This window comes from Parajatrophihabitans canadensis (assembly GCF_053764775.1).
On record NZ_CM132445.1, the window covers coordinates 3,777,682 to 3,793,830 of the forward strand.

The window sequence follows — 16,149 nt, forward strand, 5'->3', positions numbered from 1 at the left end:
TGTTTTTCTCCACATCCCGATCTCTCGATTGACACGTGCACGATCCGCACTTTTGTCCACTCAAGATCGCCCCACAATGCCCACCCGGGCTAAGGAGAAAGGCTCCAGCATGCGAAGAAGCAAGTACTTAGCCGTCGCGGCGATGACCGTCGCGATCGGCCTGGTCGCTACAGCTTGCAGTTCGTCAAAGAGTGACAGTGGTGGGGGCAGCGCCGCGACCGGCAGCTCCAGCGCTGGTCAAGGTGGCGGCACCATCAAGGTCGGTGTCTTGACCGACACCACCGGCGTGGCGGCGTCTGGTTTCCAGACGACCGAGATCGGCATCAAAGCCTACGTCAACTCGGTCAACGCAGCTGGTGGCGTTAATGGGCAGAAGATCGAATATGTGATGGCAGACTCTCAGTCAACGCCATCCGGAGCGCTTACGGCGGTACAGAAATTAGTACAGACCGACAAGGTCTTCGCAATGATCAATGTGTCGTCCGACTTCTACGGCGCGCAGGCGTATGCATTGAAGCAGAACCTGCCGGTCATCGGCGGCTCCTTCGATGGACCGGAGTGGGCCGACCCCAAGAACACCAACTTGTTCGCCGCCCAGGGTGTCAGTGACACCAACGCGGTGTATTCGAACCTCGGCCAGTACTTCAAGTCCCAGGGCGTGACAAGCTGCGGCTCGGTTGGGTACTCGAGCTCACCTAGTGCCCAGAAGGCGGCAACCGGCGCCTTGAAGTCCTGCGAAGCAGCCGGCCTCAAGGGCGGTTACGTCACGCAGGTTGCCTTCGGCAGCACCGATGTCGGACCGATCGCGCTGGCGATGAAGAGTGCTGGAGTCGACGGCGTGTACATGCCAGTCGTTCCGAACACCGGCTTCGCCCTTGCTGGTGCACTGCGCCAGGCGGGTGTGATACCGAAGTCGTTCTTGCTGGCCACTGGTTACGGTAGCGACCTGCTCGCTTCGAGCGCCGCCGTCACAGCCGCACAAGGCTTCGACTTCAGCAGCTCCCTTCAGCCGGTCGAGATGAACACGCCGGCGACTCAGGTGATGGTCAAGAACCTCGCGGCCGTCGGCTTCACTCAGACCCCGACCTTCGCGATTCAGACGGCCTACGCCGCAATGGCTGGTTTCGTCCATGGCCTCAAGGTCGCCGGGGCCAACCCGAGCCGCGAGACCTACATGAAGGCACTGCGCGGAGTCACCGACTTCGACGTGGACGGCCTCATGGACCCGATCAAGGTGAACTTCAGCGTCTACTCACCTGAGAAGTCCTGCTCGTGGATCGTCCGGCTCCAGGGCAAGAAGTTCGTCCCCCAGCCGAACATCCCGTACTGCGGTAACAAGATCTAAAACTGCGGGTTGAACCCTGATTCCTAGCCGATTCGATCCAGCTCGATGGCACAAACACCTCCGTACCTCGCCGGATCCGTGGCAAGGTGCGGAGGTGTTTTGCATGCTCAGACCTGCGGCAAGAACTTCGCGCGGCTAACGCCGCCTAGTCCCGCACCCGCATTGCCCCCAGTTGGCGGTGACCGGATCGGGTGCGACGAGGTGCAGCCCCGCTTGCCAGTCGTAGAGGTAGGGCACCGCGACGGGCAGATCCCGCAGCGCCGCCTCTGATTCGGTGAGGCCCTCGAGGTGTCGCTGAATTACCCGGAGAGCATTTCCGTGGCTCACCACGAGTACACAGCGCCCGGCTTTGAGTTCTGGTTCGACAATCGCAGTCCAATACGGCAGAAGCCGGTCAGCGACATCACGCAGGGACTCCGAGCGCACGATCCCTGCGTCGGCCGGTGGCGGGACGACGTCCCAGCCTCGCCGCCACCGCTGGGTTCGATGATTTCCGAACTCGGCATAAACGTCGGACCGGCGTCGACCCTGCAGCGCCCCATAGTGCCTCTCGATCAATTGCAAGGACACGGTCGGCCGCACAGAGCTCCCCATCTCGTCGAGCAGCACCTCGGCGGTGAGTAGGGACCGGATCAGCGGCGACGTGAACACCACATCGGGCAGCAGAGCGCTCCGGATCAGCTGACGAGCGGCCAGGCGAGCCTGTCTGCAGCCCTCCTCGTTGAGCGGAACGTCGACCCACCCCGCGAACCTGTCATCGACGTTGTACGCCGTCTCGCCGTGGCGCAGTAGGAGCAAGCTCGTCACGCCCGACCGGCTCCCACACGAGCACCGTCAGACCGATCCATTCCCAGTTCTCCCCACTTGCATGTGACCCCTCGCGTCGCTAGATTACAAATAAATCCGGATAGCATGCAATGGGTACGCACTGGGTTTAGAACGTTACCTGGAGGTAGGAGAGCTGTGGCGGACAGGTTCGATGTAGTGATTGTTGGTGCGGGGAATGCCGCCATGTCAGCCGCGCACGCGGCCCTCGACCGTGGCGCATCCGTATGCCTCGTAGAGAAGGCGCCGCCTGAAGATCGTGGCGGGAACAGCTCGCTGACGGGGCACTTCCGCTTCGTCTACGAGAACCTTGACGATCTGTTCGCGATCATGCGGCCCGACACACTCACCGACGCCGTACGGGCGCGCTTTGCAGCAGATATGCCGAGCAAGACACAGGGCGACGTCTGGGACGACATCATGTCCACCACTGGCGGCCTCAGTGATCCGGAAATGCTGCAGGTGCACTGCGAACGCTCCTACGACACCATGGCGTGGCTGCACTCGAAGGGCCACATGCACGTCCCGTCGCCCGATGATTTCACTGGCGACGGCACGGGTACTCGGTTGGACGGCGGCGGCGAAGCGATGATGGAGCGGAATTTCGTCTACATGGAGGCCCACCCCGACGTCACGATCCTCTACGAAACCTCAGCGACGGAGCTCCTGACCGACGACGCGTCCGGGCGGGTCATCGGAGTTAGGGTCCGGTCGAAGACCGGGGTCAAGGATCTGCACGGCGGCGCGGTCGTGCTAGCAGCTGGCGGCTTCGAGTCCAACGCCGAGATGCGCACGCGCTACCTGGGGCCCCGCTGGGACAGCGTTCACCTGCGCGGCGTCCCGTACAACACCGGTGACGGCCTGCGGATGGCTCTAGAGATTGGCGCGATGCCCTACGGAGGCTGGGGCAGCGCCCACGCCGCCCCGGTCGACTGGGCCATGCCCACCTTCAGCTCGCTGTCTCGCCGGCGTCGGCCCGACGCGAAATGGATTCGCTCCAATGGGCAGAGCCGATACATCTATTGCTACGCCATCATGGTCAATACCCAAGGGCACCGCTTCATCGACGAAGCGGAGGGCACCCGGGACCAGACCTACGCGTCGATCGGTCGAGGAGTTCTGGAGCAGCCCGGCAGCACTGCGTTCCAGATCATCGACGCGAACGTGCGCGAGATGAAGCTACTCCCCGCCATCTACGAGACTGCGACCGCATTCAAGGCTGACACGATCGAAGACCTCGCGCGGGAAATCGGGATCGACCCGGTGGTGTTGACACAGACGCTCGCCGACTACAACAACGCGGTCCCGAAGGATCGGCAGGCAGTGCCAAGCGCGTACCAGGTCGACGGCGTCGGCACGGTCGGCCTGACTCCGCCGAAAAGCAACTTTGCGATGACCATCGACAAGCCACCGTTCGAGGCTTTCCAGGTTCGCTGCGGGATGACTTTCACCTTCGGTGGAATCAAGATTGACCCGCAGACCGCCCAGGTGCAGAACGTGAGCGGCGACCCGATCCCGGGACTCTATTGCGCAGGCGAGATGGCCGGTGGCCTCTTCTACTGGAACTACCCGTCCGGCTCGGGCCTCATGTCTGGAGCAACCTTCGGCCGGATTGCTGGCGACAGCGCCGCGACAGCCGCCAAGGAAGTCGCCGGATGAGAGTCGTTGTCTGCGTCAAGCAAGTCCCGGATCCGGGCACTGCACCGCAACCGTCCGTGGATACGAGCTGGCTGGTCCGGGCCGACGCCGCCATCCTCGATGACACCGATCGCTTCGGCGTTGAGCTTGGTCTTCAGCTCATCGAGGGCGACGGGTCAGTGAACCTGGTCAGCATGGGACCAGCGACGAGTGATGAGGGCATTCGCCAAGGCCTCGCGATGGGAGCCGAGAAGGCGATCCTCGTCCGCGAGGATCCCGACCGTGGCGCGGATGTGCTCACAACTGCGCGCGCTCTGTCATCAGTTATCGCCGAAGAGGGCTTCGACCTGGTGATCACTGGCACGGCATCGACTGACGGCTCGGCAGGCGTGATGTGCCAGATGCTTGGCGAAATGCTGCAAGCCCCTTCGGTCTCCGGCGTAACCAAGGCGGAGGTCTCCGGCAGAGTCCTGACCGTCCACCGGCAGACACGCGGCGGCTACGACGTCGTCACCTGCAATCTGCCAGCGGTCATTTCGATTACCGCCGGAGCAGTCGAGCCTCGCTACCCCAACATCAAGGGCGTGTTGGCCTCAAAGCGCAAGCAGGTCGCGAGGCGCGACCTCGCCGACCTGTTGGATGACTGGCCTGAAGCGGCATGGGCAATGCCGCGGATCACGGCTGTGATGCCGACCGCTACACGCAAGGCCGGACAAAAGATCGAGGACAACGGCTCGGCTCACTTGGCCGTCATCTCGGTACTCGAAGAGCAAGGCATCATCTGAGATGACCATGATCTGGACTCTGATCGAGCAGAGCGACGACATCGAACTCGGACTCGAGCTCCTGACCATCGCACGCGATCTGGGCGACGAAGTCGTCGCCATCGTGCTCGACGCGGCCTCGGACTCGATCGACGAAACGGTCGCCAAGACGCTTAGCGACTACGGGGCGAGCCAGATCTGGCACGCCTATTCAGGCAACCGAACGCCCGCGGCTCCCCTGGCAGCAGCATTAGCGACGCGAGCTCAGTCGCGCGCTCCCGCCGCCTTGCTGTGCAACGAGTCGAACACCGGCCGCGAGATCGCCGGACGCCTGGCGGCCAGATTGCGGATACCTGTTCTCACCGGCGCAAACAAGGTGCGCCTCGACCAGAACCACCTCGAGACCGAACACGAAATCCAAGGTGGGACCCACACCGCCTCGGTCCGCACGGCGGCAACCCCGGCGATCGTTCTCGTCCGACCGAAGTCGAACACCCCCACACCGGGTGGCGATGCCGGTGGCAGCGCCGCCGAGGTCCAGCAGCTCGACCTGCCCGACACGGGTCCGTGTGAGGCAACCATCGTCGACTCACACGTGGAGCAACGAAACGACATTCCGTTGAGCGGAGCGAACGTGGTCGTTGCCGGAGGCCTGGGCATGGGTTCGGCCGCCAACTTCGAGCTCATCGACAGGCTCGCCAAACTTTTGGGCGCAGCCGTCGGCGCGAGCCGAGCGGCGGTTGATGCCGGTTGGATTCCGTACGCGAAGCAAGTCGGTCAGACGGGCGAGACGGTAAAGCCCAATCTGTACATCGCCTGCGGTATTTCCGGGGCGATCCAACACCTGACCGGCATGAAGAATTCGAAAATCATCATCGCCATCAACAAGGACCCGGAAGCACCAATTTTCGCTGTGGCCGACCTTGGCATAGTCGGTGACGTCCACGACCTGCTCCCACGGCTCATCGACGCACTCGAGGGCCGACGTTCGTGACGACTCGCAGCAAACTCGTCCAGGCCCTTGCAGCCGGTCAGGCCGTATTCGGGGCGGCCATTCCCGCCGGTGATATCAGCGGCGCCCAGCGCATGGGCGACTCCAATTTCGATTTCGCCATGGTCGACATGGAGCATGAGGGATTCGACTTCCCGAACGTCGGCGACACCCTGCAGTGGCTGATCAGCCGTCGTAGAGCGCTGGCAACCGGCAATGTGTTTGCGGGGCCGACACCGATCTTGCGCCTGCCGCACACGGCCGCGGATACCGAGATCTGGATTGCTCAGCAGGCTCTCGATTACGGGGTGCTCGGCATTGTCTTGCCGTACGCGGAGACCGCCGAGCAGGTTGAGCGGATGGTCCGTGCGCTGCGCTATCCACGAGTGGACAGCGACGGGGTATTACGGGGCGAGCGACGGGTATGGCCGAAGGCAGCCATTCGATATTGGGGTTGCTCGTCATTCGAGGAGTACCACGAGTTCGCCGATCTGTGGCCGGCTGCCGACGGTGCCGAGATCGTCCTGATAGCAATGGTCGCGACTCCTTTGGCGCGCGCAAACATCGAGGAGATCGCGGCCGTCCCCGGGCTTTCGGGGATCTTGTTCGGCGCCAAGCACGCCTGGTCGGCGATGGGTCGTTGGGGAAAGATCGACCTCGAGCACCCGGACCTGGTCGAGTTTCGTACCGCCGTACTCGCAGCCTGCCTTCGCAACTCCATCATTGCGGGGTGCTCGACGACGGCAACTCCGCCGAGCGGATCGACAGTGACGGTCGACGAGGACTTTGCCCAGCGACGAATCGAAGACGGTTTCCGCTTCTTTCTCACCCAGGGACCAGCGAAACCGGAGCTGTTCTAAATGACGGCAGGTACGAGCCTCGGGGCATCCGCTGAGCTAGCCGCTGACCTGCACCTGCGGGCGGCGCAGGGACTACCCGAGTCTGTCGCCGAGACAGCCAAGGCGGTGATCCTCGACGGTGTCGGGTGCCTCTTCGCGGGCCTTGCCGAGAAGCCGAGCGCGATCAGCCGTGAGTACGTCACCGCGGTCGCCGGTCACCCCGAGTCCTCCGTTGCGGGAGCGGATCAGCAAGTTGACGCTGCCAGCGCTGCGTTCGCCAACGGCGTCGCCATCCACTCACTTGATTTCGACGCGATCGGCTCGCCACCGTGTCACGGCACCGCCTCGGTACTCCCGGCTCTGCTCGCGTTGGCCGAGCGCTCGAATGCGAGCGGCCGTGATGTGCTCTGCGCCTTCGCGATGGGCTGGGAGGTGGAGTGCCGCATGCGGATGGCGGGGAAACTGAGGTCGGCATTCCATCCGCTGTCGGTCTACGGTCCGGTGGCGGCGGCCGCTGCCGGCGCAATACTGCTTGGGCTCGATCCTCGGGGTATCGAGAATGCAATCGCGATTGGAGCGTCCGCCGCTGGTGGTCTCGCGGCAAACGGACAGACACCGGTCAAGGTCATGCACGCCGGAAACGCCTCTCGAGCCGGCGTAATTGCAGCACTGCAGGCTCAGCGCGGGCTGTCCGGCGCGGCTGGTGTGTTCGAGCGCCCAGGCGGTTATGGCGACGCCTTCTTCGCCGAGGTGAATTGGACACAGCTGAACGCGGGAATGGCTACGCACTACTACCTCGACCTCGACGGCGTCGTCTTCAAGCCCTATCCCGTTCAGCTTCCGATGCTCAGCGTCATCGATGCAGTTCTCGACGCGCGCCCGGCGGACTTCGACCTGACCGACTTCGAAGGGCTCGAACTCATCGTGTCGCCGTTAGTCGCAAGCCGATCGAATCCACGGCCCCAGCGTGGACACGTGGGCAAGTTCAGCCCGGAGTTCTGTGCAGCGGCTGCGTTACTTTTTGGCTCGGTTGGCATCAAGACCTTCACCGACGAGCTGGTGACGGATTCACGAATCACTCGCGTGATCGACCGCACCACGGTCACCGAACGACCGAGCATGAAGACTCACGAGGTGAGCGTGCGGCTGCGCAGGGCCGACGGCAACGTCGTTGAGGTATCGCGAGCGCATCAGCGGGGCTCGACATCGGAGCCGCTCTCACGAGAGCAGCGGATAGCCAAGGTTGGCGATTGTCTCGCCTACGCCCAAGTCGCAGATATCACCGAGGACCTGGTGAGCTGCGTAGAAGCGTTCGAGACCGTGGCCGACATGTCGCGTCTCGGCGAGCTACTTCGAACGAAACGCAGCGTTTCTACGTCACACAGTGAGTGCAACCAGCCAGCCTGAATGACACGATCGTGCACCGACTCGCACAAGTCAGCCGTAGAAGTGACCGACGGCTTCCGGTGAGTGAATAATGGTATCCGTGAAGAATACAAGCGGTCTTCCAGCTGAGGACATCGAGCCAGTCAGCGGTAACGGCAGTTCTACTGAGCCCAGCGGTTCGGTTGACTCCGTGACGAAAAGCCTCCGGGTCTACCTCGAGCAGGTGCCCGATCACGGGTCGACGACCGACGTCGTCACCGACGCTTTACGCGAAGCGATTCTCGAAGGCGCGCTGCCGGAGTCAACCTGGCTCCGCGAGGACGAGCTGGCCAAGGATCTCGGGGTCAGCCGGACACCCGTGCGCGACGCCCTCCGGCGGCTGAGTGACGAGCACCTGGCTGTACGCACCGCACACCGCGGAACGATCGTCGCGCCGATGCGGCTGGACGACGTTCTCGCCGTTTACACCGTCCGCGAGGTTCTCGAAGGACTTGCCGCGCGGATGACCGCCAACAGACCACGGGCCGGCACGACCGATGAGCTGCTGCGCGTGCACGGTCAGATGGCTGACGCCTTCGAAAGCGGGAACCTCGACGTGCTGCCGAAACTCAATCTGGAATTTCACGCCATCCTGCGTGAAGGCAGCGACAACGACTATCTCCAGCGCTTCCTACTCCAGATCGAGCACGCGGTTCGCCGCTTCCAGAGCAGCACATTCGAGTTCACGGCGCGGGCCACCGAGGCCCTCGCCGAGCACCGCGCCATCCTGGACGCCATCATTGCCTCCGACGGCGATCTGGCGGCGCAGCGGGCGCAGGAGCACATCAGCAGAGCACGCGAGGCACGGATCCGTCGGTTGTCCTAGTCCGCCGGATCCGTGAGTGTCCAATCCACCTACTTGATGTGCAAGACGTCCGGTAGCCAGGTCGTGATCTGCGGAATGAAGACGATTGCGATCAGGCCGATATAGAGCGCGACGAGATAGGGACGCAATCGCACGGCCACGTCGCGCATCTGGACGCGGCCCATCTGGGCGGCGACGAAGACACCAATTCCGATCGGTGGCGAGTTCGCGCCCAGCCCGATGGCGGAGACCAGCACGATGCCGTAGTGCACTGGGCTGATGCCGAGCGATGTGGCCATCGGCAACAGGATCGGCCCGAAGATTAGAACGGCCGGGATTCCTTCCATGACCATGCCCATGATGATCAGCACGATCGTGCTGAGCGCCAGGAATCCCCACTTGCCCAGATGGTCGTCGGCCACGACCTGAGCCAATTTCTGCGGAACGTTGGCGAGCGTTAGGACGCGGGCGAACAACGTCGCCGCCGCGGTGATGAAGAGGACGACGCCGGCGATCACTGCCGAGTCCGACGCGACCCTCAGGAGGCTCCGCGGTGAGCCGCGAAAAGCGAAGTAGATAACCAGCGCCACAATCACGGCAATCGCGGAGGCCTCACTCGGCGTCGCTGTTCCAGTGACGATGACCGCCACGAGGAAGACCGGGATCGCTAACACCGGAGTGGCGAGAGCCAGCACTCGGACCTTCTGCGACGCTGACAGCCGCTCGGTCGATCGTCCGTAGGGCCACTTTCGGGCCCGCCAGAGAATCAGCAGCACTAGCACGAGGCCCATGACAACGGCAGGCAGGATGCCGCCGATGAACAGCTGCCCGACCGAGATCGAGCAGACCGAGGAGAGCACGATCAGCGGGATACTCGGCGGTACGGTGTCGCCCATCGACGCGCCGGCCACCAAGGTGGCGATCGCCTCCGGAACCGGGTAACCCTCCTCCTCGGCCATGTTGCGGGCCGAGCCGCCGACTGCGGCCATGTCGCCGATCTTTGAGCCCGAGATGCCTGAGAACACGAACATGCTCACGACGATCACGTGCAGCAGCCCACCCGGCACCCGCCCCAACACCACCCGAATCGCGCGCGCGAGGCGTTCACTCAATCCCCCAGCGCTCATGACAAAGCCGGTGACTAGGAAGAACGGGATCGCGACCAGCACGAAGTTGGAGGTGCCGTCGAGGAGGTCGGAGGCGGCGATCGTGAACGGCAATCCGCTGTAGTACATGGCGATGAACGCGCCAACCCCGAAGACGAACGGGAGAGGCAGGCCGAGCATCAGCAGCAAAATGCTGGCCACGACCATCACCCACATGGCAGCGGTGGGCGTCAGCCCTGAGAACACAGTTCGTTGGCCCAAGAGAACCAATGCGCCGAGGACCAGTGCCGGAACGACCCCGAGCAGCCGGAGCCTCGCGCTCAGCAGCAGTCGCTCGACGGCGAACACCACCGTCAGCCACGCACCAGCAGCTAGCGGCAGGTCCAGCCAGAACTCGGGGATGTGCAGATACTGGTCGGACTGGCTGTAGGCACCGATCGCGAACTGCCAGCCGATGTGGCCGAGCACGATCGCGAACAACAGCGTGACCCCATCCCGCGCTCCCTCCAGCAGCGGGCCGTAGCGGGAAGGCGCGACGCGATCGATCCAGTTGATCGCAATGAACTCCCCCCGGCGGAAGGCAACCGGGGCGCCGAGGAACGCGACCACGTTCAGCATCAGCACACCGAACTGGTTCGCCCAAGGCAGATCTCGTCCTCCGAACTCTTCTCGGCGGAGCAGGCTGACGATCGTGACTACGACGCCGGTGCAGATGGCTAGCACCATGAGTGCAGTGACGGCCTGCTCGAGCAGAAGCCCAGGCCACCAGCGGCTGGTTGAGGCCCGGACCAGGCGAGCGCGCGGCCCGTTACCGGCAACCTGCGGCGGGGGGTTCACGCGCAATGAATCCGCGTCGTTAGTCTCCACTTCGCCAGCGAACGTCCTCGTCCCAGAGAGGAAACTCGACGTCCTCGGCTCCTCGGACTCGATCTCAGTCATCCCTGCAGCCACCTCTACCCAGGTCAACTGAACTCACTTGGTACTGGCGACAATCTGCTTCTCCAGCGTTGCCAGCTTCGTGGCCAGTGGAGTCGCTGAGTCGGCAGCGTCACGGACAGCAGCTGTCGCCGACACGAATCCGGATATGTCCGTGGGCTTCACAATCGCGGCGCCGGCAGCCTGCATTGACTGCTCGTCTTTGTCCACCGCAGCCTGGACCGCATCGTCACACGACTGCGTCGCGTCCGCCGCATCCTTCTGGAGGATCTGCTGCTCGCTCGAGCTGACCTTCGCCAGGCCATTCAAGTTGATCACGAGGCTCTCGTTGGCCATCCGGACCGGAAGATCGTCGACATTCTTCGCTGCCTTGTACCACTGCTGCCCGAAGATGTTCGGAATCGTTGAGAAGGACCCTTCGACCGTGCTGAGTTGGAGCGCCTCGTAGGTGTCGCCGATCGCGATCTGGGTGGGGTTCGCGCCCAAGGCCTTCATGATGTCAGCGTCTGCCGGTGCGGCCACGCGGATCTTCTGGCCCTCGAGATCACCGACGGTGGCGACGGGCTTCTTGGTTACGACCGCCGAGAAGCCCTCGGTGCAGGTCGACAGGATCGCCACCCCCGAGCTCTTGAGAGCCGCGTTCTGATCATCGCGAACCTCGGACGAGAGCGTGATGGCATCCGCCTGCGTCCAGCTCTGGTCGCGGAACGGCACATCGGATGCGGCGAGACCGGCGGCGCCAGGGCTGATGGTTGCTAACTCGGAGTCACCAGCAACTGTGAGATCAACGCTCCCCGAGTGAATCGCCTGCAGGTAGCTCGCCTGGCTGACCAGTTGACCGTCCGGGTAGACCTGGATCTTCACCGCGCCGTTGGTGTCCGCGGAGACCTTCGCGGCCAGGGTCTGCGCCCACTTCGTCCACGGGTCGCTGCTGGCGAGATAGTCGCCGAGGCGCAGGGTCACCTTGGGCATGCTGCCGCCGGCCGCGCCGGCCGAGTCGGTGGAGCCCGCCGACCCGCCGGACGACGAGCATGCTGCGAGCGTGCCGCTGGCGATTAGCGCCACCCCTGCAACCGCGATCAGTCGGGTCCGGCGGGAACTCCTAGCCGAACGACGATGGAAAGTACCTTGGATCATCGCGCACCTCTCTCTTCCCAGGGCGTTGCACGGGCTTGTCACATAGGGCTTTATCGAGCGCCAAGGCATGTGCCCCGGCGCGAACTCGGTCACGTTACAACTGCTGCCGACTTGAATGCAACAGTTAAGCCAATTTGAATGCAATGTTGCACCAATCGTGGAACAATGTAAATAACGGTGCTAGGTTCGCCCCAACCAATTCAGATTGTGGGGTGGCATGACTCGCCCAAACATCGACGTTTTGATCGCCGGGTACCCCGGAATCTCTGAGTCGAACGGTGGCCTCAGCTGGAGCACAGTCGGAATCGTGCAGTTGGGCAATCGCAACGTATTGATCGACACCGGGCCGGTCGGCGCCCGAGGCCTGCTCCGACGGCGGCTGAGCGAGCTTCACCTAGCCTGCGAAGACATTACCGATGTCGTGCTCACTCACCTGCACCACGACCACAGCATCAACTGGCCGATGTTCACCGCAGCACGGATCCATGTCTCGAGGCGAGAGCTCCAATGGACACTCGACCTGCCGCCAGGCATCGAGCCGACTCCGGAGTTCTACGCGGCGGCGCTTGCCGCGCGAGCCGACACGGCGCTGCTTGACGACACCGATGAGATCGTCCCAGGCATCCGAACCGAACTCGTTCCAGGGCACACCCCCGGCAGCATCATCGTGCGCATCGACACAGGTGAGGGAGAGGTCATCTTCCTTGGGGACGCGGCCAAGTACCGCGCAGAACTCATGTCACTACGGGTTGCGGCCACGTCAGATTCCGACGCAAGCCGACAATCACTCGAGCTGATCCTGCAGCGCTGGCAAGAGGATCCGCGGACCATCGTGATGCCGGGCCACGATCTGCCCCTGCGTTTCCGCAACGGCGAGTGCGAGACGGTCGGCACGCGGCACAACAGTCTTCAGGCGCGCCTGGGTACGGACTTCGACGACGTCACGAACTTCCCGCTGGGGTGACGATGCCCAGCAACCCGTCACGATCAATCACGGTGCCAAAGCGCTTTGAGCACCGCTGTACGTTCGCCAGGACGGTGTCACTCTCGACACCGTCGGCGAGCACCGGCCTGCCCCGTTGCCCCAGTGGCGCACCGAGGCCGAGTGCGACTGGATGCAGTTCGATACGTACCAGCGCGTGTGCCTGCCAATGCAGGACTGGAACGAAGGTCAGCCACCCCTCCGGTCGGGTTTCCTGTGCCACCGTGCGACCTCGGCTTCGCACCGAGTAGAACTCACTTACGGTGTTGGACCAATCAAGTCCGAAACGTGCGTACGCATCCGCGGCCTGGACGGGGATCGTGTCTGTTTGCTGGACGAAGTTGCCGAGGCTGTAGAAGATCGGCTTGCCGTTGTAGATCTCGATACCCCGGTCTCGATGTGGACCATGACCGACGACAACATCCGCACCGTTGTCGATTGCCTCATGGGCCATTGATACGAAGTGGTCTGCCGGATCGTCAGCACTGTCGCCTCGATAGCCGTTGTGGTGGCTGAAGATTACCCAATCAGCCATATACCGCGCCTCACGGATGGAGCGCAGAGTGGCGGCCCAGTCATCGGCGTCGACCACTGTGGTCGCGCGCCGGGTCTGGTCGCTTCGCCGATAGAGGATCGCCGCCTCGGGTGTCGGCCCGAAGTGGAACTGATCGTTATTCTCGACATATCGCTCGCTGGGGAACCTGCCCTCGCGCACCTTGTCACGCTCACTCGCGTAGCCGAGCCGGACGTCGAGTTCTCTCAAGTCTTCGAAGGTCTGAGCGTCCAGAGCACGTTCGGTGGCCACCCGAAGGTAGTTGGCTCCGGGTCTTCCCTTCATCTCGGGCCTGGCCTCACCCGCCCGTCCACCGGGCACGTTTAGGTCGTCGGTGCTGGCAACCAGACCGACGAGACCACGGGGCGAGTCGAAATAGCTGGGTGCCCTCGCCGCCGTGAGGTTTTCGCCTGTTCCAGCAACGACGAGTCCGCCTCGCTCGAGGTTTGACTTGTTGGCCACTACCCCATCGGTCATGAAGTCGAAGGCATGATTGTTCGCTGTGGAGGCGATATTGATACCCATCCAGCTGAGCTCGCCCGCGATCTCCGGGGCAGCCCGCATGTAGGTGCCTTTGCTCTCCTCCCGCGGTGCGCCCTCGTAGTCGTGGAAGAGCATCTCGGCGTTTGTGAACGTCACGTCGGCTGCCCTGAGCAACTCCACGAGCTCGAGGAATCGCTGCTCTCGGTACTGGCGCATCGGTCGTACTATCAACGACTCGCCTGTCAATGCAATGGAAAAGTCCCCGGACTCGGAGTCGTACCGCATAGCTGACCACCTATCATCTTGCTCGTCTTGCGCGTCCTGGACTGGCTACTTTCCGGCGACCGCGGAGTAAGGCAGCTCAGGAACACCCTTGGCATTGGCCTCGTGCTGGAGGACCTCAAGTTCCGACATGCCAACGGGAATCCCCGTTACCCGTCGTTTCTTCTCGCTGTCCAGCTCGATCTCCCCGGGCATGACGACACGCTCGACGCCCTCTTGGGGCGAGTTCTGGTGAACCCGCTCAGCGAGAAAGTCCATCCGCTCCTGATACTCGGTCAAGGGCATGAACAGATCGGGTTTCAGGGCGATCATTAGATGCCCGACGTTCTGGGGTCGATCGAAGTCCTTGTACTGGTCTCGTACCTCGCCGCCGAAGGCGGCACCCGTGAGCACGCCACAGAGGATCTCGATGGCCAGCGCGAGACCGGATCCCTTCGGTCCGCCCATCGGCAGCAACACGCCCTTGAGCGCTTCGACGGGATCGGTGGTCGGACGGCCCTCCGAGTCCAGTGCGTAGCCCAATGGGATCGGTTCCCCGTGCTGCGCGGAGAGTCGGATCTTCCCGCGGGCAACCACCGCCGGCGACATGTCGAACACGAAGTGGTTGCTGTGCAGGCCGCCCGGGGCGCCGATCGCCATTGGGCCGGTACCAAGAAGTGGCTCGCGGCCACCGAACGGCGGCATGGCCCGCGACGCATTAGTCATGACGATGCCGATCATTCCGGCGCGTACCGCGCGCAGGGCGTAGCTGCCCGCCATACCGAAGTGGTTGCTTCGCATGACGGCTGCCACCCCGGCTCCGCCGCTGGTCGCGAGTTCGACGGCAACGTCGACCGCACGATTACCGACGACGAAGCCCAGCCCGTTCCCACCGTCGACATGAGCGCAGACCGGCGTGACGTTCCGAACCGTAATGTCGGGTCGGGCCTCGACCATCCCGCGGCGAAGTCGCTCGATGTAACCCGGCAGCCGGACGATTCCGTGCGTGCTCACGCCACGCAGGTCGGCGGACACCAGAGCGTCGGCGACCATGGCAGCGTCCTCGTTGGGAAGACCATGTGCGACCAGCAACTCCTGCGCGAACGTCTGCGCGTCAGCAGGCGTCACATAAACGACGGCCGAGCGGTCTACGCTCTCCGCGGTCTCGGAGCTTTGGCTGTCGGCCGAGAACCCATAGGCCATCGAACCCGTGCTGCTCATGCGTTCACCTGCTCAGTCATGCGGACACCGGTCTACGAAACCGCTCGACACCACTGAGCACATCTGCGCAGCTGCGAGCGAAGAAAGACACGTCGGTCCCGAAGCTCAGGCACTTGAATCCCAGCTCGAGCAGGTAGGTCGCGTATTCGATCTCGAGGTTCGGCGCGACTGGAGCGATCACTGACTTGCCCGCATCGGCACTGGCGCGCAGCACCCGCTCGACCGCATCGGCGAGAACCGGGTGTCGGTAATCTGCACCCGGCACACCCAGATCCTGAGCAAGATCACGAACACCGAGGAAGTAGAGCCAGACGTCATCGGCAGCCATGAGCTCGTCGAGGTTGTCGAGTGCGCGGGCGTCTTCGAGGAGCGGAACGACCATGGTCTCGGCGTCAGCGCGCTGGTAGTACTCCGACCACTTGGAGACGCTGTACTGAGTCGCCCGGACCGCCGAGCAGGCACCCCGTACCCCGCTCGGCGGATAGTGTGCCGCCGCAACAGCACGCTGGAGATCCTCTGGGGTTCCGATGTGCGGCACGATCACGCCGTCGACCCCACGATCGAGCGCCTTCATGATCTCGATGGGATCGTTCGTCGACACTCGAGCCAGCGCGGTGAACCCGTGCACGTCCGCCGCGCGTGCCATCTCCTCGACTTCTCGCCAGCTCGTGGGCGCGTGTTCCATGTCGAGAGAGACGAAGTCGAAGCCCGAGGCGCCAAGGATCTCCACCAGCGCGGGGTTGCCCGTGAAGTTCTGCATCCCCATCAAAATTCCGCGCCGCTCGAGGCGTTCGCGCAGCGGCTCTTTCCGGTCTGTCGTCATCTTATTTACCTATTC

At 63.4% G+C, this 16,149-nt stretch carries 14 protein-coding genes; 8 read left to right on the forward strand and 6 right to left on the reverse strand.

Annotated elements, in window-relative coordinates:
- Positions 1 to 109: 109 nt before the first annotated feature.
- A complete protein-coding gene (locus ACSMXN_RS18145) occupies positions 110 to 1,345 on the forward strand; it encodes an ABC transporter substrate-binding protein (protein WP_027139420.1) in 1,236 nt (411 codons plus the stop codon).
- 135 nt (positions 1,346 to 1,480) lie between these two features.
- Here ACSMXN_RS18145 and ACSMXN_RS18150 read toward each other — a convergent pair whose 3' ends face one another.
- Entirely contained in the window at positions 1,481 to 2,152 is a 672-nt protein-coding gene (locus tag ACSMXN_RS18150; RefSeq protein WP_022913224.1) for a 2,3-bisphosphoglycerate-dependent phosphoglycerate mutase, read from the reverse strand.
- Between the two features lie 105 nt (positions 2,153 to 2,257).
- Between ACSMXN_RS18150 and tcuA the strand changes: the two genes are divergently transcribed.
- From tcuA to ACSMXN_RS18180, 6 genes are all read left to right on the forward strand, one after another.
- Positions 2,258 to 3,829, forward strand: a complete 1,572-nt coding sequence (gene tcuA / locus ACSMXN_RS18155) for an FAD-dependent tricarballylate dehydrogenase TcuA (protein WP_081649086.1) — start codon at positions 2,258 to 2,260, stop codon at positions 3,827 to 3,829.
- A complete protein-coding gene (locus ACSMXN_RS18160; protein WP_022913226.1) occupies positions 3,826 to 4,593 on the forward strand; it encodes an electron transfer flavoprotein subunit beta/FixA family protein in 768 nt (255 codons plus the stop codon). Before tcuA ends, ACSMXN_RS18160 begins: the two co-directional genes overlap by 4 nt.
- Position 4,594: 1 nt before the next feature.
- Entirely contained in the window at positions 4,595 to 5,566 is a 972-nt protein-coding gene (locus ACSMXN_RS18165) for an electron transfer flavoprotein subunit alpha/FixB family protein (RefSeq protein ID WP_022913227.1), read from the forward strand.
- The gene (locus ACSMXN_RS18170) at positions 5,563 to 6,423 is read left to right on the forward strand and encodes an aldolase/citrate lyase family protein (protein ID WP_022913228.1); all 861 of its coding nucleotides are present in this window, start codon (positions 5,563 to 5,565) and stop codon (positions 6,421 to 6,423) included. The genes ACSMXN_RS18165 and ACSMXN_RS18170 overlap by 4 nt, the downstream gene beginning before the upstream one ends.
- A complete protein-coding gene (locus ACSMXN_RS18175; RefSeq protein WP_022913229.1) occupies positions 6,424 to 7,809 on the forward strand; it encodes an MmgE/PrpD family protein in 1,386 nt (461 codons plus the stop codon).
- Between the two features lie 79 nt (positions 7,810 to 7,888).
- Entirely contained in the window at positions 7,889 to 8,653 is a 765-nt protein-coding gene (locus ACSMXN_RS18180) for a GntR family transcriptional regulator (RefSeq protein ID WP_196811263.1), read from the forward strand.
- Between the two features lie 29 nt (positions 8,654 to 8,682).
- On the opposite strand, the gene ACSMXN_RS18185 is transcribed toward ACSMXN_RS18180, so the two are convergent.
- Positions 8,683 to 10,677: a TRAP transporter large permease subunit gene (locus ACSMXN_RS18185; RefSeq protein ID WP_022913231.1), complete on the reverse strand. Its 1,995-nt coding sequence runs from the start codon at positions 10,675 to 10,677 to the stop codon at positions 8,683 to 8,685.
- Between the two features lie 33 nt (positions 10,678 to 10,710).
- Complete coding sequence (locus tag ACSMXN_RS18190) at positions 10,711 to 11,739, reverse strand: TRAP transporter substrate-binding protein (RefSeq protein WP_022913232.1); 1,029 nt, start codon at positions 11,737 to 11,739, stop codon at positions 10,711 to 10,713.
- Between the two features lie 289 nt (positions 11,740 to 12,028).
- Here ACSMXN_RS18190 and ACSMXN_RS18195 point away from each other — a divergent pair, with 289 nt between their 5' ends.
- Positions 12,029 to 12,775, forward strand: coding sequence for an MBL fold metallo-hydrolase (locus ACSMXN_RS18195; protein ID WP_022913233.1), 747 nt, complete (start codon positions 12,029 to 12,031; stop codon positions 12,773 to 12,775).
- On the opposite strand, the gene ACSMXN_RS18200 is transcribed toward ACSMXN_RS18195, so the two are convergent.
- Genes ACSMXN_RS18200 through ACSMXN_RS18210 form a run of 3 tightly spaced genes read right to left on the reverse strand, consistent with a single transcriptional unit; the run spans position 12,753 to position 16,134 of the window.
- A complete protein-coding gene (locus tag ACSMXN_RS18200) occupies positions 12,753 to 14,114 on the reverse strand; it encodes a CapA family protein (RefSeq protein WP_081649088.1) in 1,362 nt (453 codons plus the stop codon). The two genes, ACSMXN_RS18195 and ACSMXN_RS18200, sit on opposite strands and share 23 nt — an antisense overlap.
- A 45-nt stretch (positions 14,115 to 14,159) precedes the next feature.
- On the reverse strand, positions 14,160 to 15,311 hold the full coding sequence (locus tag ACSMXN_RS18205; protein ID WP_022913235.1) for an Ldh family oxidoreductase: 1,152 nt from the start codon (positions 15,309 to 15,311) through the stop codon (positions 14,160 to 14,162).
- Positions 15,312 to 15,327: 16 nt separating this feature from the next.
- The gene (locus ACSMXN_RS18210) at positions 15,328 to 16,134 is read right to left on the reverse strand and encodes an aldolase/citrate lyase family protein (protein ID WP_022913236.1); all 807 of its coding nucleotides are present in this window, start codon (positions 16,132 to 16,134) and stop codon (positions 15,328 to 15,330) included.
- Between the last annotated feature and the right edge of the window lie 15 nt (positions 16,135 to 16,149).